The sequence below is a fragment of the Pseudomonas sp. SDO5591_S426 genome (assembly GCF_054070755.1).
This window is the reverse complement of record NZ_JBSVXD010000009.1, coordinates 1-19,701: the sequence shown is the minus strand read 5'-3', so window position 1 is coordinate 19,701 and position 19,701 is coordinate 1. Positions and strand designations below refer to the sequence as shown.

15 protein-coding genes and 1 pseudogene are annotated in these 19,701 nt (G+C 59.5%); 7 read left to right on the top strand and 9 right to left on the bottom strand.

Translation table 11 applies throughout. From position 1 onward, the window contains the following. Positions 1–105: 105 nt before the first annotated feature. Positions 106–675, top strand: coding sequence for a YceI family protein (locus ACW9JC_RS03670; protein WP_457453634.1), 570 nt, complete (start codon positions 106–108; stop codon positions 673–675). A 21-nt stretch (positions 676–696) separates the two neighbouring features. Here the strand turns inward: ACW9JC_RS03670 and ACW9JC_RS03665 are convergent, their stop codons facing one another. Beyond that, positions 697–1,035, bottom strand: a complete 339-nt coding sequence (locus ACW9JC_RS03665; protein WP_457453632.1) for a hypothetical protein — start codon at positions 1,033–1,035, stop codon at positions 697–699. 18 nt (positions 1,036–1,053) lie between these two features. Next, positions 1,054–1,569, bottom strand: a complete 516-nt coding sequence (locus ACW9JC_RS03660; RefSeq protein WP_457453630.1) for a hypothetical protein — start codon at positions 1,567–1,569, stop codon at positions 1,054–1,056. A gap of 304 nt (positions 1,570–1,873) precedes the next feature. Here ACW9JC_RS03660 and ACW9JC_RS03655 point away from each other — a divergent pair, with 304 nt between their 5' ends. Then, positions 1,874–2,893, top strand: coding sequence for an MBL fold metallo-hydrolase (locus ACW9JC_RS03655; protein ID WP_457453628.1), 1,020 nt, complete (start codon positions 1,874–1,876; stop codon positions 2,891–2,893). Between the two features lie 6 nt (positions 2,894–2,899). Here the strand turns inward: ACW9JC_RS03655 and ACW9JC_RS03650 are convergent, their stop codons facing one another. The 3 genes from ACW9JC_RS03650 to ACW9JC_RS03640 all read right to left on the bottom strand — a co-directional run bounded on the left by ACW9JC_RS03650 (position 2,900) and on the right by ACW9JC_RS03640 (position 9,056). After that, complete coding sequence (locus ACW9JC_RS03650) at positions 2,900–3,322, bottom strand: hypothetical protein (RefSeq protein ID WP_457453627.1); 423 nt, start codon at positions 3,320–3,322, stop codon at positions 2,900–2,902. Further along, positions 3,319–5,289: a C1 family peptidase gene (locus ACW9JC_RS03645; protein WP_457453625.1), complete on the bottom strand. Its 1,971-nt coding sequence runs from the start codon at positions 5,287–5,289 to the stop codon at positions 3,319–3,321. The genes ACW9JC_RS03650 and ACW9JC_RS03645 overlap by 4 nt, the downstream gene beginning before the upstream one ends. A gap of 341 nt (positions 5,290–5,630) precedes the next feature. Continuing rightward, a complete protein-coding gene (locus ACW9JC_RS03640) occupies positions 5,631–9,056 on the bottom strand; it encodes an Ig-like domain-containing protein (RefSeq protein WP_457453623.1) in 3,426 nt (1,141 codons plus the stop codon). Positions 9,057–9,372: 316 nt separating this feature from the next. On the opposite strand from ACW9JC_RS03640, the gene ACW9JC_RS03635 reads away from it, so the two are divergent. From ACW9JC_RS03635 to ACW9JC_RS03625, 3 genes are all read left to right on the top strand, one after another. Next, the gene (locus ACW9JC_RS03635; RefSeq protein WP_338581764.1) at positions 9,373–9,882 is read left to right on the top strand and encodes a sigma-70 family RNA polymerase sigma factor; all 510 of its coding nucleotides are present in this window, start codon (positions 9,373–9,375) and stop codon (positions 9,880–9,882) included. Between the two features lie 3 nt (positions 9,883–9,885). Continuing rightward, entirely contained in the window at positions 9,886–10,839 is a 954-nt protein-coding gene (locus ACW9JC_RS03630) for a FecR domain-containing protein (protein ID WP_457453621.1), read from the top strand. A gap of 119 nt (positions 10,840–10,958) precedes the next feature. Next, positions 10,959–13,445 carry a TonB-dependent siderophore receptor gene (locus tag ACW9JC_RS03625; RefSeq protein ID WP_457453619.1) on the top strand — a complete coding sequence of 829 codons (2,487 nt, stop codon included), beginning with the start codon at positions 10,959–10,961 and terminating at the stop codon, positions 13,443–13,445. Positions 13,446–13,617: 172 nt separating this feature from the next. On the opposite strand, the gene paoC is transcribed toward ACW9JC_RS03625, so the two are convergent. The 3 genes from paoC to paoA are packed head-to-tail and all read right to left on the bottom strand — an operon-like array spanning position 13,618 to position 17,389. Beyond that, positions 13,618–15,816 carry an aldehyde oxidoreductase molybdenum-binding subunit PaoC gene (gene paoC / locus ACW9JC_RS03620; protein ID WP_457453618.1) on the bottom strand — a complete coding sequence of 733 codons (2,199 nt, stop codon included), beginning with the start codon at positions 15,814–15,816 and terminating at the stop codon, positions 13,618–13,620. Beyond that, the gene (locus tag ACW9JC_RS03615; RefSeq protein WP_457453616.1) at positions 15,813–16,769 is read right to left on the bottom strand and encodes an FAD binding domain-containing protein; all 957 of its coding nucleotides are present in this window, start codon (positions 16,767–16,769) and stop codon (positions 15,813–15,815) included. The genes paoC and ACW9JC_RS03615 overlap by 4 nt, the downstream gene beginning before the upstream one ends. Further along, entirely contained in the window at positions 16,766–17,389 is a 624-nt protein-coding gene (paoA, locus tag ACW9JC_RS03610; protein ID WP_457453614.1) for an aldehyde dehydrogenase iron-sulfur subunit PaoA, read from the bottom strand. Before paoA ends, ACW9JC_RS03615 begins: the two co-directional genes overlap by 4 nt. 206 nt (positions 17,390–17,595) lie before the next feature. On the opposite strand from paoA, the gene ACW9JC_RS03605 reads away from it, so the two are divergent. After that, positions 17,596–18,318 (top strand): GNAT family N-acetyltransferase, encoded by a 723-nt coding sequence (locus tag ACW9JC_RS03605; RefSeq protein ID WP_457453613.1) that lies wholly within the window; start codon positions 17,596–17,598, stop codon positions 18,316–18,318. Between the two features lie 114 nt (positions 18,319–18,432). Here ACW9JC_RS03605 and ACW9JC_RS03600 read toward each other — a convergent pair whose 3' ends face one another. Further along, on the bottom strand, positions 18,433–18,873 hold the full coding sequence (locus ACW9JC_RS03600) for a hotdog fold domain-containing protein (protein ID WP_457453612.1): 441 nt from the start codon (positions 18,871–18,873) through the stop codon (positions 18,433–18,435). 142 nt (positions 18,874–19,015) lie between these two features. Here ACW9JC_RS03600 and ACW9JC_RS03595 point away from each other — a divergent pair. Next, positions 19,016–19,624, top strand: a pseudogene (locus ACW9JC_RS03595) (TetR/AcrR family transcriptional regulator); the annotation flags it as partial. Between the last annotated feature and the right edge of the window lie 77 nt (positions 19,625–19,701).

Here is a 19,701-nt window from a genome sequence, read left to right as displayed (position 1 = left end):
TGCTCCCTGGTGGAACAAACAGCGGTTCTTTGCTTTAGTCCATCTGTTGCCGACCTGCATTGGCTGCACCAGAATCGGTAGAGGCCGCTCGGTCCGGAGAATCCAATGAATCATCGATTTTCGCGTTCCCCCGTTCTGGTTGCCGCGCTCGTTCTCGGCATATCACCCTCGATCCATGCCGTCGAGTACACCGACGTCAATCCTACGGCCAGCACCATCAGCTTCACCTACAGCCAGATGGGCTCGGGGATGTATGGCACGTTCCGCAAGTTCGCGGGGGACTTCGATTTCGATACTACCCACCCCGAGACCGCCAACGCCAAATTGACTATCGACCTCGACAGCATCGATGCCGGTAGCGAGGACGCCAACACCGAATTGCAAAAACCTGCCTGGTTCGACACCAGCAGTTACCCGGTGGCGACCTTTGAATCGATCCGCATTAAGGATCTCGGCAACCATCGCTACCGGTTCACCGGCAACCTCACACTCAGAGGGCTCACTCGGGAAGTGGATGTACCCGTCTTGCTCAAGGCCGAGGGAGGCATCGGCATCTTCGTGGGCGAACTGACCCTCAAGCGTAACGACTTCAAAATCGGTGAGGGGGAGTGGGCTGACAGCTTTGTTTCCAACGAAATCAATATCCAGTTTCGGATGGTTGCGCCGCAGCGTTGAGTTCAACTGACCGTCAACGCCTTACAGCAACGCGAAGCCGATTTTTCCATTCACGAATTCCTTCACAACGGCCAGCCCGGCATTGAGTGCTGCCTGCGCGGCTACCGCGCTCATCCCCTGGGCTGCCGTTATGACTGCCGATGAGGCAACTTTTTGTCCGTTAATTAGGATGCGTGCTTCATCTTCACTAATCTCCCCCGATGCAGCCCCCTCCAGGATCATCCTGAGAGTGATTGCCAACTTCTCGGATTCGCCCTTCAAGTATTTTTTAATGGCTGAAAAGTGACCGGCGAGGTTCGTTTTGGCCCCTTCAAATATTTTCTCACCCAGATTGCCCGTAGAAACGGCACTGTCATTCATTTGCGTATCTCCGAATAATCATTTTTCCGGTGTGTCGGCCTGTTTCTTGTAAATTTCATGCTTCAAGGCAGCGCTGATGGCGATGTTGATCTGTCGTTGAATAGCGACGAGTGATTGAGCGGATGGACCTTTAATCTGGTTGGATGGCATGCAGTGCAAATCCTTCAGACTGGTGCCTTCGGGAGAACATTGTCCGCTACCCAGTATCAGGGTGCGTATGTCTTTGACCAAGGTAATGGTCTGGGTATTGTCGGGAACTGAATCGACTCTGAACTCCAGGTGTCGAAGTTGTTTGTCAGTGTCGACATAAAATGTCTGGTTGGCCTGATATGTTCGGGCTTTGGGGTTGGTTTCAGTTGCAAGTTTTACGATGAAGTCATCGGTGGACTGTTGAAGGGCCGTGAGTTGTTTGTCGGTGACTTCATCGTATTGGGAGACCGAAGGCAGCATCACACAACCTGACAGCCACGAAAGCGCCAGCACAAGACAGGCATTGCGTATGAAGGTAGGGTGAGTGGAGTGCAATTTACTCATGGAGTTTTTTCCACATGCTGGTAGCGAAGCGTTATTGATGTGGTGGCAGTTGAGTTGAAAGGTAGTTGTATTTTAGTTTGGTTGTTAAATTTGTTCGGCATAATCTTGAGTGTATTAATTGCGTTTATCTATCTACAAAAGTTTGGTTTTGTAGAGGTCTTCGAGTGGGAGTTATTGTGACGAGATTGTTGGCTACACTGATTGAAAGATGTAAATATGATTTTCTCTCTTTCATTACACATCTGTAACACCAGTAACCCAGTGTTTCTTGCATTTTTTATCTGCTCCCGCAGGAGATCACACCATGCGTTGGTTCGCGCTATCGATCCTGCTGCTGTTCGCTGGGTGTAGGCAAGACATCAGTGAATTGCCTCTTTCCAACAATCAAACACCGCCATCGCCCAGGCTGCAGTTCCTGGGTGTGACCGGTTTTTTGCTGCGCTGGCGGGACGAAGGGTTGTTGTTCGATCCGTTTTTCAGTCGACCTGCGTTACCTGAGTTGTTCTGGATGACACCAGACACCAAAGAGATAGACGCGCGCATGCCCGAGGCGGCGGATGTGACGATGCTGCTGGTCGGTCACGCCCACTACGATCACCTGCTGGATGTGGCCTGGGTAATGCGCAGGCACACACTCGCCGCGACAATCTATGGGTCGAGTACTGCTGGCCATATTCTGCGTGCCGAACTGCCAGCCGACAGGATCGTGAATGCCGAGTCGAAAATGGCGCGTCTGCTGCGTGGTGTGGAGAGTTCGCGTACGGTTGAGCGGAAGGACGGCTGGTTCTACTCAAAAAATCGTGGCTTTCGCGCGATGCCGGTCCAGAGCAATCATGCCCCGAACTTTACCGGGCTGGACCCGGCGAAGGGTTCCTGGACGTACGACCTGAACGCGCTGCCAAAATTGGCGTGGAACTGGAGAGAAGGCCAGACTCTGGCCTGGCTGGTGGACCTGCTGGACTCAGAGGGCAGGACGGTTTATCGGATGCACTATCAGGATTCGGCAAGCGATGCGCCGTACGGTTTTCCACCGGACGTTGGCGACAACAAGCGCATAGACGTCGTGTTTTTGCCTGTCGCTTCCTGGAGCAATGTCGAAGGTTACCCGCAACGGCTACTGCATTTGACCCGGCCCAGACTGGTGGTGCTGTCGCACTGGGAGGATTTTTTCGGAGGCAGCCCCGATGACCCAAAAATTCTGCGGGCAGAGAGGCATGAATCGACAATGATCCAGATAACCCGGGACAATGTGCCGAAGGGAACAGAAATTGTGATGCCCAGGCCTTTCAGTTACATCGCCTTGCCGGCACCGGAAGGGCATTGAGGCCGGCTACCGCCAGATTTCCAGCGTTACAACGCCTTCGTTGTTCCAGTAAAAACCTGGTGCATCGTTAGCGTAACAGCTCAATCGACCAGACTTGGGCGCCACCCATCCTTCTTTCCAGCGACTGCCGTCGCCAATCACGAATCGGCTCTCTCGTTTCCGGTCGATGCTGCCGATCAGGGAGAACCAGGTTGCCCCCGGCGCCTTGAAACGCAGGAGGCCTTTTGCCCAGTTCATGCTGCTTTTGTCATAGCCGTTGGCGTCGCTGAGGTTATGCCAGTCCAGCCAGTTTCCAGTGGCGCGCAGGTAATACCGCGTGCCGCCCTGCAGTGAAAATGGCACATCATTCCAGTACGGCTTGGAATCTATCTTTCCGGACCAAAGCAATTCGGTAGCGCCGTAAGGAGTGGTCTGCTTGCTTTCGTTCATGCTTTTTTCGTCCGCGGCGTCGCTGCTTTCTTCGGTTTCGCGGCCACTGCCTTGCTGCGTGTAGCTTTGGCGTTCGCCACTGCTGGCACACCCGACGTACCTGTCAGGTTAATGATGTTGGTTCGGCTTTTTTGTATTTGTTCGACAATTTTTTGTTGGGTTGGAAAGTCATCGTCGAAACCACCGTGGGTCGAGTTGATCGACTTATCCGACGGTGTTGTGACGTAAGTGAAATTAGGCAGGTTGAACACGGGTGATGCCTGTATGTACTTGTCCATGCCCAGAATCGGTGTGCGCACGCCTGCTTCGAACGATTCGGAAACGAGGTACAGCAAGGAGCGCAGGTAAGGGCGGCAGGTCGGATCCTGGTTTTCGGCTTTGTCCGTCAGGGAAAACTGCAGGTAGTTGTCCACGGTTTTGTTGATCAGGTGAGGCAATACCAGGCGTTCGAAGGTATCTACGCGCACCGCTGGCGCCATCAGGCTGAGCGAAGCAAAGCGCAGACCGGAACCGGCGAGCCGATCAATGATAAAGCTATGGACGATGGCGCCCGCCGAATGGCCTATCAGGTGCAGGCGGAATTTGCCGATTTTGTTAGAGCTCAGGAAGGCCTTGTGCAAGATCTGCAACCCGCTGCGCGGATTGCCGCTCAAGGCGTCGGCGTTTTGCTTCATCTCACCCCACAGCAATGTTCCCGGCGCAGCAAGCGAACGCTCCAGGCGTTTGTTCAGGAACTGTTTGGCGAGGTCACGGGCGTCCGAAACAAATCCTCCGGTGCTGCGTGGTACTTGCATGAAGGCATCGACAATGAGGTTGAGCACGGTCTTCATGGCACCGGTTTCCCACATCAGGAAAATCGGAAAAATTTTTGCTTCGTAGAGCAGCGGCACCCACTCTTTTGCCGCGTCGGCCGCGGCTTTTTCGTCATTGAGGCCGCCATGGGCGTAGATCGCGATATCGATGGGGTCATTTAGCGACAGGTTCCAGCGCTTGCGGGCTTCACCGAGATGGAAATCGACCAGGTCTTCGACATCCTCTCGACGAGTGCGGAAATCGCCGGTCTGGCTCAGCTCCCCGTTGTTGCCCAGATCGATGATAAACGGGTTGATTTCGCGATTGGCCAGCACTTCGGAGGTGGCGACGATAACATTGCCGGAGGGCGATTCTCGCAGGGTAGTGGCTTCGGAAATCGCCGTGTGTTCGGCGGTGACCACCCCCAGTTGTGGTGCCCAGCAGTCCATCGCGTTCAGCTGCCAGTCAGAGTACGTGAGGATGGCGTAACCGGCGCTACCCCATTCAGTGCCCCAGGAGTTCTGGATCAGAAAACCGTCTTCGTTGTAGCCGATAATCACAAAGGCATGCCCACCATCGTCGGGTTCGGCCTTCTCGCAGGGGATACGCCAGTAGTCGCCCCAATGCGTCGACGGCGTAGTGAGCGGCATGGCCTCGCTGGCGGCGACGCTCCAGCCGGAATGACAGGCAGCGCTGGCGTAGAGTACGCCCAGATCATTGAGCGCTACGTGCATGTCACTGATCGATAATGGATTGACTCGATAATAGGCACCGAGCGGGCGTTGTACTGAGTCGATCCACCAGTCGGTCGTGGGCTGGTTGGTCGCTGGCGGCATATTCAGGTTTGGCCACAGATTTGCAGCACAGGCACCTTGTTTGTACCAGCCCTTGAGCGCGCCACGCAGGGTCGATCCGCTGTCGGAAAGTTTCGGGTCCGGATTCGGCGGTTCGGGAATTTCGTCGTAACGCCGGGCCATGCTGTACAGCATGAAGGGCGAGATGGCCGGTTTGTTCTCCCGTTTTCCTTTGTCGAGCAGATACTCAATCACTGTCGACAGCGCGAAGCCTGTGCAGGCATTGGTTTGCAACTGATTCTTGATGCCCATCCGCAGCGTTGGCATCAATGTCTTGGCCGGTTGCAGACCGACCGGCGGTAAATAGAGCCGGTCACGCATGTCCAACTGATCCGGGCACACCGGGAGACGGCGGGGCAGGGTGGCAGAGGATTCAGGGGCGCTTGATTGCTTTCGGGTTTTGGCTTTGCTGGCAGAGGCAGGCGCAGCCTTGCGAGGAGAGGTGGCCATCGTGGCTCCTTGGAAACATGGCAGTCGCGGTTTTGGAGAGGTCTCGTTACCGGTGCGCAGGCATCAGCAATGAGCGCGTCACAGAACGGTAGATCAAGTGCGCCAGGTTTCAAGCGCTGCTCGCCGGCATGGGTTTGCCGAGGTGAGGTGCTTTGTCCGATGAGTTTAAGCCCGGTCCACATTGCATGAACCGGGCGTCAATCATTACCCCATCACTTCGCCGTTATCGGCACTGTCACCGCCTGCCCGAAGGCCGAGCGTATGGTCGCGGTCGGGCTTGGTGTCGGGCCGGCGCCGGTGGTGCTGACCGACACTCTCCAGCGCGCTCCGGTGCCGGTTGGCGTGAGGATCGCGTTGCCGAGGCTGAGCGGGCCGGCGGTGGTGGACACGGTCACGGTCAGCGTATTGCCGGTGCCGCGTGAGGTGGTGCCCGCCAGGTCCCAGGTGTAACGGCTGTTGCTACGGGACGTGACCGAGGCGCTGGTGACCACCAGGTCTTCGTTGACCGCAGCCCCTGCGACTGCCACGGAGACCGATGCCGGTTCCGAAACCGCGTTCTTGGCGTCGCTGGCCTGATAGGTGAATGTCGCGGTGAACGGCGCCGTGACGGTGGCCGGTGGCGTGTAGATCACGCGCACGCCGTCGGTGCTGACCGTGCCCTGACCGGAGTCCGGTTGGGCCAGACCCACCACTTTCAACGGCACGTTGCCATCCGGATCGGTGTCGTTGGCCAGGACGTTGATGGTCACCGGCTGGCCATTGCTGCTGGCGGCACTGTCGGCGTTGGCAATCGGTTTCTTGTTCTGGCCTTCGTTGTCGTCATCATCGTCGTCGTCACCATTACCGTTGCCATCGCCATTGCGGAAGGTTGGCAGTGCGGCAGAGTTGACGTAGGTGACACCGTCCCAACCGGGCAGCGGCGTTGGCATCAACTGGAACTGCCCTGGATGCTCGATATCCCAACGCAGCAGCATCGACGTGTCCTCGTGCTGAGTGTTGTGGCAGTGCTCCATGTAGGTCCCGGCGAACTCGCGGAAGTGGATCGCCATTTCCACATCCACCGAACTGTCGATGCCCTCGCCAATGCGATACACGTCCTTGCGTGCCCATTTTTCCCATTCCGGTGGCGCCTTGCCGTCGCGGCTGAGGACGATGCCTTCCTCGAAATGCACGTGCACCGGGTGGTTCCAGCCGTTGCCGCCGTTCTTGATTTTCCACACTTCCAGCGTACCGTCGCCGACGTAGCCGCCATCGGTCGGGCCGTTGGCCAGTTGCGGGGCCGCGTTGAGCCGGCGAGGGTCCATGCTGTAGCCGAAACCGCCGTCAGTCTTGATGGTCCACGGCGCTTCATCAGTACCGTCGGAGCGACCGAAAATGAACTCGCGGTGCCGCGCCAGTTTGAGCTTGGCCTGGACCTGAGGGTCGTCACGATTGAGGGTCAGCGGGATCATGGTTTTACCGGCGGCTTTGCCCGGTTTGGCGGGTTCATAGTCGGCGGGGTTCATGCTGACATCCGTGCCGGTGTAGGGCTGCACGATCATTTGCATGAACTTGCCGACCACCGGGTCGCCTTTGTCCCATTCCGGACCTTTGCTGCCTTGCTTGATCACCGCTTTGTACTTCTCGGACAGCACGTCAGCCAGGCTCAGGCCGTTCTTTTCCGGACCCTTGCCGGTCTTGTGTTCCATCAGGTTGACGAAGTACAGCTTGTCGCCAGTCTTGATCCCGTTTTTCGCGAAGTTGACGATGATGTCATAGCGTTCGGCGATGCCTTGGGTCGGCAGGATCGCGTTGTGGTTCTGCTTATCGCCGTCGCCGTCCAGGTCCATGCTGCCGTCGAACGGTATGGCGTGTTCCATGAGGTTGCCGTCGTTGCCGATCATATGGAATGGCACGCGGGTATACGACACGTTGGATCCGGCCGGCCCCGGATATTCGCCACCGTTGCCGGCGATTTCACGCACCAGTGCAATCCGGAAGTAGCGCGACACCGAGCCGTTGAGAATGCGGAATCGATAGCTGCGCGCCCGCACTTTCAGGCGCGGCTCGTACTGCCAGTTGACCAGGATCTGGTCGCCGAGAAAGCCGTCGGTGTTGAACGGGTTGAACCACAGTTGACCATTGCCGTCCCAGGCCTTGTCGGCCACCACCAGGTTCACATCGTAGTCGCGGTTACCCCAAGGCAGCGCCGAACCGCTGGGCAGGCGCAGGTTGACGCCGTCTTCCAGCGCTTCGTTGCCACGGTCGAGGGCGCTGTAGTAGTTCATCATCACCGCGTTGCCCTTGTAGACGTTTTGCGCGGTGAAATCGAGCATGTGGTCGTGGAACCAGTGGGTGCTCATGGTTTCGCGCCAGTCGCCACGGATCTTGATGCTGCCGTTGTCGCAGGTCTTGAGGCCCGGGTTGGCATCGTTGACGAACAGGGTTTCGCCCGGCGCGCAGGGGAACGCCGCGCGCGGGTCATGGGCGTCGGTGTTGATGGTGTCGTAACCGGCCAGTTGCAGCGGCCAGCGATAGTCGTAGTACTGGCCCGGAAAGAAGAACGCGTTGGTGTAGCCGTCGCTTTCAGCCGGGGAGTGGCCGTTGTGTTCGTGGGTGCTGATGGTGTGCAGGCCGAAACCCATGTTGGCCGCCGGGTCGATCGGCAGCGCGTTGTAGTGACGCATCAGCACCGGTTGACCGTAACGCACCATCAGCAGTTTTGGCGGAAAGGTGCCGTCGAAGGTCCACAGCGCGTTGTGATTCTGTATTGGAAAGTTGGGGTGGAAGCGGGTGTCGATACCTTTGGTTGTGCCTGTGGTGGTCGGGATGTCCGAGGTCTGGTAGTACAGCCCGCCAGGCCCGAACTCACCGACGGCATAGTTGTGCAATTGCCGCCGATCACGCATGCCTCCATTGAGTTTGGCGCCCGCTTGCACGGTCTTGAAGGCGACCTGCGGGTAGAACTCGTTCCAGCGTTGATGCGACCAACCCTTTCCTGGCGGACGCCCTTCGGCCGGCGAGCCGACCGGATGGCGATTGAGGAAGGTTTCGATCTGCGCTTTCCACGGGTTGCGGTCCAGCACGTTGGAGAATTGGGACGGAAACGGATACAGCCCGGGCTGGCGCATGAAGGCTTCCAGCGCCGAACTCGACGGGCCGCTGCGGGCAACGTTATCCGGGTCTTGCTGTGGCAAAGGCCCGACCGTGGGCACCGGGAAGGTCAGCGGCGGTGCCGGCAAGGTCGGGTCGAGTTTTTCCGTACCGAATTCTTCGAACAGCAGCAGTTGCTGGGTGTACGGCAGCGCCCCGAACAACGGGCTGGGTTTGCCGTTGGTGGGGTAATTGAACGAGGTCTGCAGACTCGGCGGCAGCACGTTCTCGGCGCGCGGTGAGTCGCGGTCCCCGTACACGCCGTTGGGATAGGCGATCGCGCCCTGGTTGGCTTCGGGCATGCCTTTCAAGGCTTCCAGCGCGGCTGCCGCGGCCACTGGATCGGCGGGCAGAGGAGAGTAGGCCGAGGGGTCTGTTGGTGGTGGCTCGTTGACGTCGTCGAGCGGTACGGCGTTGGCCGTGGCCAAAGTCATGAGCATCACAGAGGCCACGCCGGACCTGCGCAGATAACTCATCGGGTTGAACGGTGGTGTTGCACGTTTCATTTTTTTCCCCTCGCGTCATGCCAAATCGGCGAAACCCGCCATCCCGTTTGGGAACGACAGCTGCTGCGGTAATGGGGGAAGTGCAACTGTTGGGCCATCACTCGGGCCGGCAGAAAAAGTGCTAATGAATTAGTAAGTTGTTTCAGAGTGTTTCTGCGCGCTTACAGAAACGGGTGGGGCATATTCCGCGCTTACGGGGGAAATCCCCTTATTTCATTGGGTTACTTTCACCAATGCTGGGGTGGTCTTGCCAAAGTGTGTTGGCTTGGAAGAAAATGAGAGTCATTATCAAATAAATTTGTTTCGGGCCTTTTCCATGTCCTCCGCCGACCTCTCGCTGCAACACGCCGTGCACACGCTTTACGAGGAACACCACAGTTGGTTGTGTGGCTGGCTGCGCAAACGGCTGGGTTGCAATCACAACGCGGCGGATCTGGCCCAGGACACCTTTATTCGCGTCCTCACCCAACGCAAGGTCCAGGAATTGCGCGAACCGCGCGCCTACCTCAGTACCATCGCCCGCAGCCTGATGATCGACATGTTCCGCCGACGAGCGCTGGAGCAGGCGTATCTGGAAACCTTGGCCAACGCTCCGGAACCGGTGGCGGTCTCGCCGGAAACCCGTTCGCTGATCATCGAAACCCTGATGGAAATCGATCGCCTGCTGGACGGCCTGGGTGAGCGAACCCGCGAGATTTTCCTGTTGGCCCAGCTCGATGGCCTGAGCTATGTCGAGATCGGCCGACGCCTGAATGTCTCGGTGACCACGGTCAAGAAGCATGCGGTGCGCGCCCTGACGCACTGCCTGTTGCTGATCGAGGACTGAGCCGTGGCCCAAGCGCAACCACTGGACTACGCGACCCTCGAAGCCGCCGCGCGCTGGTATGTCGACTTGCGCGGCGAGGTGCCGGACGAGGCCGTTCGCGAAGCGCATCGGCGTTGGCTGGAACGCGACCCTCGACATGTGCAGGCGTGGGAGCGTCTGTCGCGCCTGCAGGACAAACTCGGGCAAGTCACTCCCGCCGTCGCCCGCCCGACCCTGGCCAGCGCCCGCGCCAAACGCCGCGATGTGCTCAAGGTCTTGTCGATTCTGTTGATGGCGGGTGGGGCAGGGACACTGGCCTGGAACACCACGTCATTGCCAACCTTGATGGCCGACCAGCGCACCGGCACCGGCGAGCGTCGCCGTGTGCGGCTCGACGATGGCAGCCAGTTGCAACTCAACACGGCAACGGCGGTGGACATTCGCTACAGCGATACCCTGCGCGAAATCCGTTTGCTCGAAGGTGAAATCCAGATTGAAACGGCGCCCGACGCGTTGGCGCGACCCTTCGTGGTCCACACCGCCGAAGGCAGCATCCGCGCGCTTGGCACCCGTTTTGTCGTGCGGCGTGATGCGGAGCAAAGCCTGGTCAGTGTGCAGGAGCATGCGGTCCAGGTGCGCTGCGCCGACCTGTCCGGCCCTGCGGTGCGCGTCGATGCCGGCCAGCAATTGAGCTTTCGCCGCGACGCCATCGACACCGTGCAGCGAGCCGCCCCGCAAGCGGATGCCTGGACCCGGGACATGCTGGTGGTCAATGACTGGCGCCTGGGTGATTTTGTCCGCGAACTTCAGCGCTATCGTCCCGGCCATCTGGGGTGTGAGCCGGCGGTGGCGGCGCTACGGATTTCCGGCGCGTTTCATCTGGGCAGCACCGACACGATCCTCGACAACCTGACTTCGACCTTGCCTGTGCGCATACGTCGCTTCAGCCGGTTTTGGACCCGTGTGGAACCGGTCTGAGTGATTGATCAAAAAAAATCTTCGCGGGGGTTATTGATTTCGATTCTCGTTCGACTTGGTAGTTAGAGGCGCACATAGACGCCGCCATTTACTGCCACTAACGGGCGAAAGGACACCGCATGACCCCTCGCAATTCCCAACTGAACATTTCTACCCAGCCATCCGTCAGGCCCTTGAGCCGTGCCGTGCACGCCGCACTGCTCGGTATGGCGCTGGTCGCCCCGTTGGGCATGGCGGTGGTGGCGCAACCGGCCTGGGCGCAAACCACGGGCGAAACCGAATTCGACATTCCGGCCGGTCCCCTGGGCTCGGCATTGACCCAGTTCGCCGGCACCGCCGGAGTCACCGTTTCCTTCGAACCGACCTCCGCCAACGGCCAGCAAACGGCGGGATTGCAGGGTCGTTATTCGGTGGATGCTGGTCTGCGCCAGCTACTGGCTGGGAGCAAACTCGAAGCAGTGCGTCACGATAACGGCAGCTATTCGTTGTTGCCGATCGTAGGGGCGGGCGCGGCGATTCAGTTGGGCGCCACCAGCATTTCGGGGGTTGCCGTGGAGTCGGCCTACGGTCCGGTGGACGGTTACGTTGCGACCCGCAGCGCCACCGGCACCAAGACCGATACGCCGATCCTGGAAATTCCGCAGACCATCAACGTGGTCACCGCCGACCAGGTCGAAGCCCAGGGCGCGCGCAACCTGACCCAGGCCCTGCGTTACACGCCGGGGCTGAACACCAGCGGCTACACCGACCGCAACTCGATTGCCGATGAAATCACCAGCCGTGGTTTCGCGCCGACGCCGCTGTATCTCGATGGCGCCTACATTCCTTACGCGGGCAGCCTCGGTGGCGCGCCGCAAATCGACCCGTACACCCTGGAGCGCATCGAAGTGCTCAAGGGGCCGTCGTCGGTACTCTACGGGCAGAACCAGCCGGGCGGCCTGATCAACATGGTCTCCAAGCGCCCGACCACCGAACAGCGCAGCCAGATCAAACTGGGGGCGGGCAGTTACGACCGGGTCAACGGCGCCTTCGACACCAGCGGCCCGATCGACGAACAGAAGCAGTTCACCTATCGCCTGATTGGCGTCGCCAACAAGGGTGGCGAACAAGTCGAGCACAACAGCAGCGAACGCATGCTGCTGGCGCCGAGCCTGACCTGGGCGCCGACCGAGGACACTTTCCTGACCTTGCTGGCACAAATCCAGCGCGATGACGGCGTACCGGATTATCAGTCGCTGCCACGGATCGGCTCGCTGGATCGTGGTCCAAACGGCGAACGAATCAACCGCGACTTCTTTTCCGGCGATACCAATTTCAACGACTACAAGCGTGACCAGTACGTCTTCGGCTACGACTTCAGCCACAACATCACCGATGACTTGAAGTACCGCTCCACTGCGCGCTACACCGACGTGCGTGACCGCTACAAGGGCTTTTACCTGCGCAGCTTCGTCACCGATGATGCCGGCGTGACCGATTTCACCCGGGCCAACCGCGCCAAGATCGACTGGCGCCAGCACAACATCGCTTACACCATCGATAACAACCTGGAATACAAATTCAACACCGGCGCCCTGGAACACACCACGCTGGCGGGCGTGGACTATCGGCATTTCTCCCGCAAGTACGACGGCTACAACGCCAGCAACGTGTTGCCGGTCGACCTGTATGGCAAGAACAACTACGACACCAGCAGCGTGATGCCGACACTGACCACCAAGTGGGACAACACCCTGCGCCAGACCGGCGTGTACCTGCAGGACCAGATCAAACTCGACCAGTGGATCCTGACCATCGGTGGTCGTCAGGACTGGGCGGAAATCGACAACAAGGACTTGCTGGCGTCGACCCGTGAATCCAAGCGCGACAACAAGTTCACCGGACGTGTCGGCCTGACCTACGTCACCGATTTCGGCCTGGCGCCGTATGTCAGCTACTCGGAATCCTTCCTGCCGACCCTGGGCACCGCGGCTCCCGAGCGTGGCGGCAAGGCCTTCGAGCCGACCGAGGGTCAACAGTACGAAGTGGGTGTGAAGTACCAGCCGTTCGAGAAAACCCTGATCACCGCGTCGGTGTATGAGATCAAGCAGAAGAACGTTCTGACCGGCGATGATGACTATCCGGAGTACATGTCCCAGGGCGGCGAAGTGCGTTCGCGCGGCGTCGAGCTGGAAGTCAAATCCAGCATCGACAACGTCGATGTCCTGGCCGCCGCCAGCTACATGGACTCGTTCTACACAAAGGACAGTTGGGGCAACGAGGACAATCGCAACGAAGCGCAGTCGCCCGTCTCGGCATCGTTGTGGGTCGACTATCACTTCACCCAGGCCACCCTCAATGGCCTGACCTTCGGTGCCGGCGCGCGCTACACCGGACGCAAACCGGGTGATGCGGCCAACTCGTTCGACGTGCCATCGTGGGTCGTCTACGACGCCACCGTCAGCTACGACATGGGTAAACTCGACCCGAGCCTGCGCGGTTTGCAGACTCGCCTGAACGTGCAGAACATCTTCGATCGTGAGTATGTGTCGGACTGCAACTACTCGTTCGGTTGCTACTACGGGCAGGAGCGGGTGGCGTCGGTCGAGATGACTTACGACTTCTGATCTCCGCCGAAGCTACTGACGCCATCGCGAGCAGGCTCACTCCCACAGGATCCGAGTTCAACCGAGCAACCCGGTCTCCTGTGGGAGCGGGCTTGCCCGCGATGGGGCCGCAAACCCGGTACAAAATCAACTGACTCACCCAATACCGCAGAGCGACTGACGCGGTGCCAAGTCAAATCATCTGCGGCAATTTATCGAGCATTTTGTCCAGCGTGATGGGGTAGTCGCGGACCCGAATGCCTGTCGCGTTGTAAACGGCATTGGCAATTGCCGCACTGACCCCGCAAATACCCAGCTCACCCACGCCCTTGGCTTTCATTGGCGATGAAACCGGATCGGTCTCGTCGAGGAAAATGACTTCCTGATGCGGGATGTCGGCGTGCACCGGCACCTCGTACCCGGCCAGGTCGTGGTTGACGAAAAATCCCTGGCGCTTGTCGACCGCCAATTCTTCCATCAATGCCGCGCCGACGCCCATGGTCATGGCGCCGATCACCTGGCTGCGTGCCGAGGTCGGATTGAGGATGCGCCCGGCGGCACATACCGCGAGCATCCGCCGCACGCGGGTTTCACCAGTGGCGCTGTCCACGGCGACTTCGACAAAGTGCGCGCCGAAGGTCGACTGCTGGAATTTTTTGCTTAGCTCGGCAAACTCGATCGAATCCTCGGCCACCAATTCTCCGGCTTGCGCGGCCTGTTGCAGCGGCACGCGTTTATCGCCGGAACGGACTTCTCCTTCTGCGAACGTCGCATCGTCCAGTTTCACGGCAAGGCGCTGCGCAACGGCTTCGCGAAGTTTGATGCAAGCTGCATAGACGCCAGCGGTCGAACAGTTGCCACCGAACTGGCCACCGGAACCGGCCGACACCGGAAAGCTCGAATCGCCCAGGCGCACCACGACCTTGTCGAGGCTGACACCCATCATCTCCGCCGCCGTCTGGCCAATGATGGTGTAGCTGCCGGTGCCGATATCGGTCATGTCGGTTTCGACGGTGACGATGCCTTGATCATTGAGCCGCACGCGAGCGCCGGATTTCACCAGCAGGTTGTTGCGGAAAGCGACGCCCACGCCCATGCCAATCAGCCAGCGGCCCTCGCGCTGCATACCCGGTTGCGCGTGACGTTTGCTCCAGCCGAATCGCTCGGCTCCGGTGCGCAGGCATTCGATCAAGTGGCGTTGAGAGAAGGGGCGTTGCGGATTGACCGGATCGACCTGGGTGTCGTTGAGGATGCGAAAGTCCACCGGATCGAGCTTCAGTTTTTCCGCCATTTCGTCCATGGCAATTTCCAAAGCCATCATCCCCGGCGCTTCGCCCGGCGCACGCATGGCATTGCCTTCCGGCAGATCAAGGGTCGACAGACGCATGGTCACCCGACGGTTTTCCCCGGCGTACAGCAACTTGCTGGGTTGCGAGGCCAGTTCGACTTTGCCGTCGGGCAAGCCCCCGTTCCAGCCTTCGTGAGCCATGGCGGTAATCTTGCCATCGGCGGTGGCACCGATGCGGATGCGCTGGATGGTGGCGGGGCGGTGGGTCGAGTTGTTGAACATCAGTGGCCGTGCGAGCGCGACTTTCACTGGTCTGCCGGCCATACGGGCACCGAGCGCCGCCAGCACTGCGTCGGAACGGATGAACAGCTTGCCGCCGAAACCGCCGCCAATGTAGGGCGAAATCAGCCGCACATTCTGCTTCGGTATGCCGAGGGTTGTCGCCAGATCGGTGACAGACCAGTCGATCATCTGATTGGAGGTCCACAAGGTCAGCTTGTCGCCGTCCCACGCCGCCATTGAAGCGAACGGCTCCATCATTGCGTGGGCCTGATCGGGCGTGGTGTAGGTCGCATCCAGTTGCACCGGTGCAGCGGCAAAAGCACCTTCGAAATCACCATGCACGGTGTCGGGCATCTGGTCCTTGGCTTCTTTGCCCGAATCGCGAGTGGCCGCGAGGTCGAACACGCCCTCGGCGCGCACATAGTTGATATTGACCCGCTCGGCGGCGGCCCGTGCCTGTTCGAAAGTTTCTGCCACCACCAGAGCGACGGCCTGGTGGTAATGCTGGATGTCCGGCCCGGCAAGCAATTTCGCGGTGTTGTATTTACCTTTGCCGAGCTTGCCGGCATTGGCTGCGGTGACAATGGTGAGTACTCCCGGCGAAGCCTGGGCGATTTCAAGGTCCATCGAGGCGATGCGACCCTTGGCGATGGCCGAACCGATCACCACGCCATAGGCCTGGTTCGGTACAGCGTCGTGATGCTCGTAGGCGTAATGCGCCGTACCGGTGGTTTTCAGCGGGCCTTCGATACGGGTGGTGGCCTTGCCGACGACCTGCATTTGATCGATGGGGTTGGTGGTGGCTGGCGTGTCGAATTTCATGCGTGCTCCCTCGGTTGGGCCATCACCGCAGCGAGCGTGCGCTCGACCAGAGTTAGTTTGAAGGCGTTTTCGTGGGTGGGTGTCGCACCGGCGAGCAGCTTTTCGGTCAGTGCTTTCGCACCTTGTGGCATGGCCGACTCAGCGCTCTCGACGCGCCATGGTTTATGCGCCACGCCGCCGAGGGCGACGCGACCAGTACCATCTTTCTGAATGATTGCACCGACCGAAATAAGGGCGAATGCATAAGACGACCGATCCCGGACCTTCTGGTAAATGTGGGTGCCGCCAATTGGCGCCGGCAAGGTCACGGCGGTGATCAATTCATGGGCCGTCAGTGTGGTTTCGTTATTCGGCGTGGTGCCGGGCAAACGATGCAGGTCGGCAATCGGAATGGCGCGTGTGCTGCCGTCAGGTTTTATCGTTTCGACTTGAGCATCCAGCGCGCGCATTGCCACGGCCATGTCGCTGGGGTGGGTGGCGATGCAGGCGTTGCTGACTCCGATGATGCCGAGCTGCCGACTGACGCCGTCGATGGCTGCGCAGCCGCTGCCGGGCTGGCGTTTGTTGCAGGCCTGATGAGTGTCGTAAAAGTACGGGCAGCGGGTGCGTTGCAGCAGGTTGCCAGCGGTGGTGGCGACATTTCGCAACTGCCCGGAGGCGCCGGCGAGCAGGGCGCGTGCGAGCAAACCGTAGTCTTTGCGGATGCGCGGGTCGGCAGCGAGGTCGGTGTTTCTGACCAGAGCGCCGATGCGCAGGCCGCCTTCGGACGTGGCTTCGATGCGGTCCAGGCCAATGCCGTTGACGTCGATCAGGTGCGTAGGCGTTTCGATGTCGAGCTTCATCAGGTCAAGCAGATTGGTACCGCCGGCGATGAACCTCGAATCGCTGACCTGTGCGGCCAGTGCCGCCGCCTCGGTCGGGGATTTGGCGCGTATGTAGGTAAAGGGTCTCATGCGCTGGCCTCCGCGACTTCGCTGATCGCTTCGATGATGTTGGAGTACGCCCCGCAACGGCAGATGTTGCCGCTCATGCGTTCCTGGATTTCACTGGCGATCAGCTTCGGTGGTTCGGTCAGGCTGGGGCTGGCATGGCTGGGAATGCCGTCGCGGATTTCCCCTAGCACCGCGACTGCCGAGCAGATCTGCCCCGGCGTGCAGTAACCGCATTGATAGCCGTCGTGCTTGATGAACGCGGCCTGCATGGGGTGCAGCTGTTGCGGGGTGCCGAGGCCTTCGATAGTGGTGATCTTCGAGCCCTCATGCATCACGGCCAGGGTCAGGCACGAATTGATCCGCCGACCATTGGCGATCACCGTGCAGGCGCCACATTGGCCGTGGTCGCAGCCTTTCTTGGTGCCGGTCAGATGCAGGTTTTCGCGTAGGGCATCGAGCAGAGTGGTGCGGGTATCGAGGTCAAGGGCGCGTTCTTTGTCATTCACCCAGATCTTCACCGCGGCTTTGATCGGCCGCGCGGCATTGGCGGCGGATGCCCGTGCAGAAATGAACGGCGGCAGCGCCACGCTGGCCGCTGTCACCGCACCGACAATCAGGAAAGTGCGTCGGGAAATCGTCATCAGGTCATTTCCTTTGCGTAATTTTTGCGTGCAGTGCCCTTCGGCACCTTTGCAGCCCTCATCAATAAGAGTGACCATTGAATTGATGAAAATGTTTATTCTTTTTTCGGCTATAGAGTCATGTGTCTGGTTCATGAATCCAGCAAAGGGCCGGAACGCGTTAAGATGGGCAGCCCACGCAAACCGTACCGGAGCCCACGCCCGCAATGCCCCAGATCACGCGCTTCAAAACCCCGTGCCCCGAGCACATCAATAGCCAGATCCTGCAGATGGTGGTCGACAACCTGACCGACATCAGCATGGTCGCGATTCCGCCGAGCAACCTGCTGTACAACGTCTACCAGTACGCGATCGGCTATGAGGTGCACCTGTATCTGGAAGCGCTGAACGGGGCGAAAGGGATTGATGTGGAGTTGATCGTCGCCACCGATCTGGATGACCCGGAACAGGTCATCGGTTTCTTGCTGTACCTGCCGGTCAAGGACGATCCCGAGGCCTGCGGCGTGGCGTACATGGCGGTTCGAGCTGGGCATCGGCGCCAGGGCGTTGCGCGCCGGATGCTGCGGGAAATGGTCGGTCGCTATCCCCATGCCGAGCTGACTTGCGCTGTGGCCAAGGTGCCGTATTTCGAGGCGATGGGTTTCCAGGTGGTGGGCGTGCGCGCAACCCAGGTGCTGATGAACACCCGCGATCACGGCAGCGACGGCTTGATGGCGTTGCTGGATGTGGCGCCGATCTACAGCTCGCTGGAGGTGCGACAAATTCACACGTACCTGCTGCAAAAACACGGCAAACGGGCGATGGTCGATGCGGAGAAACAGCGGGACCGACATCTGGATCAGTTGACGCACAAGGCCAACGAGTTTGTGCGTGGGCGATTGGGTGACGACGCGGTGCCGGCCAGTGGTCCGCGACTTCGGCTGGTCTGACCACACCGCAATTCCTCTGTAGGAGTGAGCCTGCTCGCGATAGCGGTCTTTCATTCAACACATGTGTTGACTGGTCTGACCCCATCGCGAGCAGGCTCGCTCCCACATTGGGATTCAGGCCAACTTCACATTCATCGTAATCCGCGCCGTAAACACCTTCCTGCCTTCCACATCGTGAATGTTCACCAGCACGATCTTGTCGCCTTCAGTGTTCCAGTCCACCGCCTCGCCATCAGCCACCGCCGTCACATCGGTTTTAGCCTTGGCCAGGTATTCAACCGTCATGCCTTTCGGAATCCAGCGCGCACCGGCGGGGATGGACACGTCGGTCATCATCCCGGCGGCCAGCTCGGCGGCATTGCACATCGCAATCGCATGCACGGTGCCCAAATGGTTGGTGATCTCTTTGGCAAACGGTACCAGCACGGTGGCCGAGTTTGGGCGCAAGTCCTTGACCAGTGGGTTGATGGTGGAGAAGTAAGGCGCGACCTGACAGGCCATTTTGCTGAATGCTTCCGGGCCTGCGCTGTTGAACATGCTGAGGAACTGACTCATGTTGAAGCCTCTTCAGGGAGTTGGTTTGCGGAATATAGTTCCGTTACAGAATATTGTTCTGTGACGGAACAGTATTCTGTTGACGCGAAATCTGTCAACCTGACGCCAGCCTCCACCATCGATTTTTTGGACCGAATCCCGCATGGAAACTTCCGACCTACTCGAACGCTGCTATCCCGGCCGGCGCGCCGAACTCAAGCGCGACATCTTTCGCAAGGCCCTCAAACTGTTCAACGAGCAGGGCATCGAGGCCACGACCATCGAGATGATTCGCGCCGAATGCGATACCAGCGTCGGCGCCATCTACCACCACTTCGGCAACAAGGAAGGTCTGGTGGCCGCGTTGTTTTTCACCGCGCTGGATGATCAGGCCCGATTGCGCGACAGCTATCTCGCCGAGGCGCAGACCACCCAAGCGGGCGTGCAGGCGCTGGTGCACAGCTACGTGGATTGGGTTGATAGCCAGCCCGAGTGGGCACGATTCCAGTATCACGCGCGATTTGCCGTGACCAAGGGACCGCTCAAGGACGACCTCGCCACCCGCAACAAGGCGCGCAACAAGTTGCTTCTGGAGTGGCTGTTCAACCCCGAGCGCCAAGAGCAATTGGCGGGGGTTCCTGCTGAGTTGATGCTGTCGCTGATCATCGGCCAGGCCGACAGTTACTGCCGCGCCTGGTTGTCGGGGCGGGTCAAGGGCAGCCCGAAGGTCTATCGGGAATTGCTGGCGGAGGCAGCGTGGCGGTCGGTCGCTGCTGCCGAATCCAATGCAGATCCCTGTGGGAGCGGGCTTGCCCGCGATAGCGGTGTGTCAGTCGCTACAAACCTTGC

Coding starts and splice junctions, on each gene's coding strand:
- ACW9JC_RS03670 (WP_457453634.1), top strand. CDS start 106: ATGAATCATCGATTTTCGCGTTCCCCCGTTCTGGTTGCCGCGCTCGTT.
- ACW9JC_RS03665 (WP_457453632.1), bottom strand. CDS start 1,035: ATGAATGACAGTGCCGTTTCTACGGGCAATCTGGGTGAGAAAATATTT.
- ACW9JC_RS03660 (WP_457453630.1), bottom strand. CDS start 1,569: ATGAGTAAATTGCACTCCACTCACCCTACCTTCATACGCAATGCCTGT.
- ACW9JC_RS03655 (WP_457453628.1), top strand. CDS start 1,874: ATGCGTTGGTTCGCGCTATCGATCCTGCTGCTGTTCGCTGGGTGTAGG.
- ACW9JC_RS03650 (WP_457453627.1), bottom strand. CDS start 3,322: ATGAACGAAAGCAAGCAGACCACTCCTTACGGCGCTACCGAATTGCTT.
- ACW9JC_RS03645 (WP_457453625.1), bottom strand. CDS start 5,289: ATGCGTGACCGGCTCTATTTACCGCCGGTCGGTCTGCAACCGGCCAAG.
- ACW9JC_RS03640 (WP_457453623.1), bottom strand. CDS start 9,056: ATGAAACGTGCAACACCACCGTTCAACCCGATGAGTTATCTGCGCAGG.
- ACW9JC_RS03635 (WP_338581764.1), top strand. CDS start 9,373: ATGTCCTCCGCCGACCTCTCGCTGCAACACGCCGTGCACACGCTTTAC.
- ACW9JC_RS03625 (WP_457453619.1), top strand. CDS start 10,959: ATGACCCCTCGCAATTCCCAACTGAACATTTCTACCCAGCCATCCGTC.
- paoC (WP_457453618.1), bottom strand. CDS start 15,816: ATGAAATTCGACACGCCAGCCACCACCAACCCCATCGATCAAATGCAG.
- ACW9JC_RS03615 (WP_457453616.1), bottom strand. CDS start 16,769: ATGAGACCCTTTACCTACATACGCGCCAAATCCCCGACCGAGGCGGCG.
- paoA (WP_457453614.1), bottom strand. CDS start 17,389: ATGACGATTTCCCGACGCACTTTCCTGATTGTCGGTGCGGTGACAGCG.
- ACW9JC_RS03605 (WP_457453613.1), top strand. CDS start 17,596: ATGCCCCAGATCACGCGCTTCAAAACCCCGTGCCCCGAGCACATCAAT.
- ACW9JC_RS03600 (WP_457453612.1), bottom strand. CDS start 18,873: ATGAGTCAGTTCCTCAGCATGTTCAACAGCGCAGGCCCGGAAGCATTC.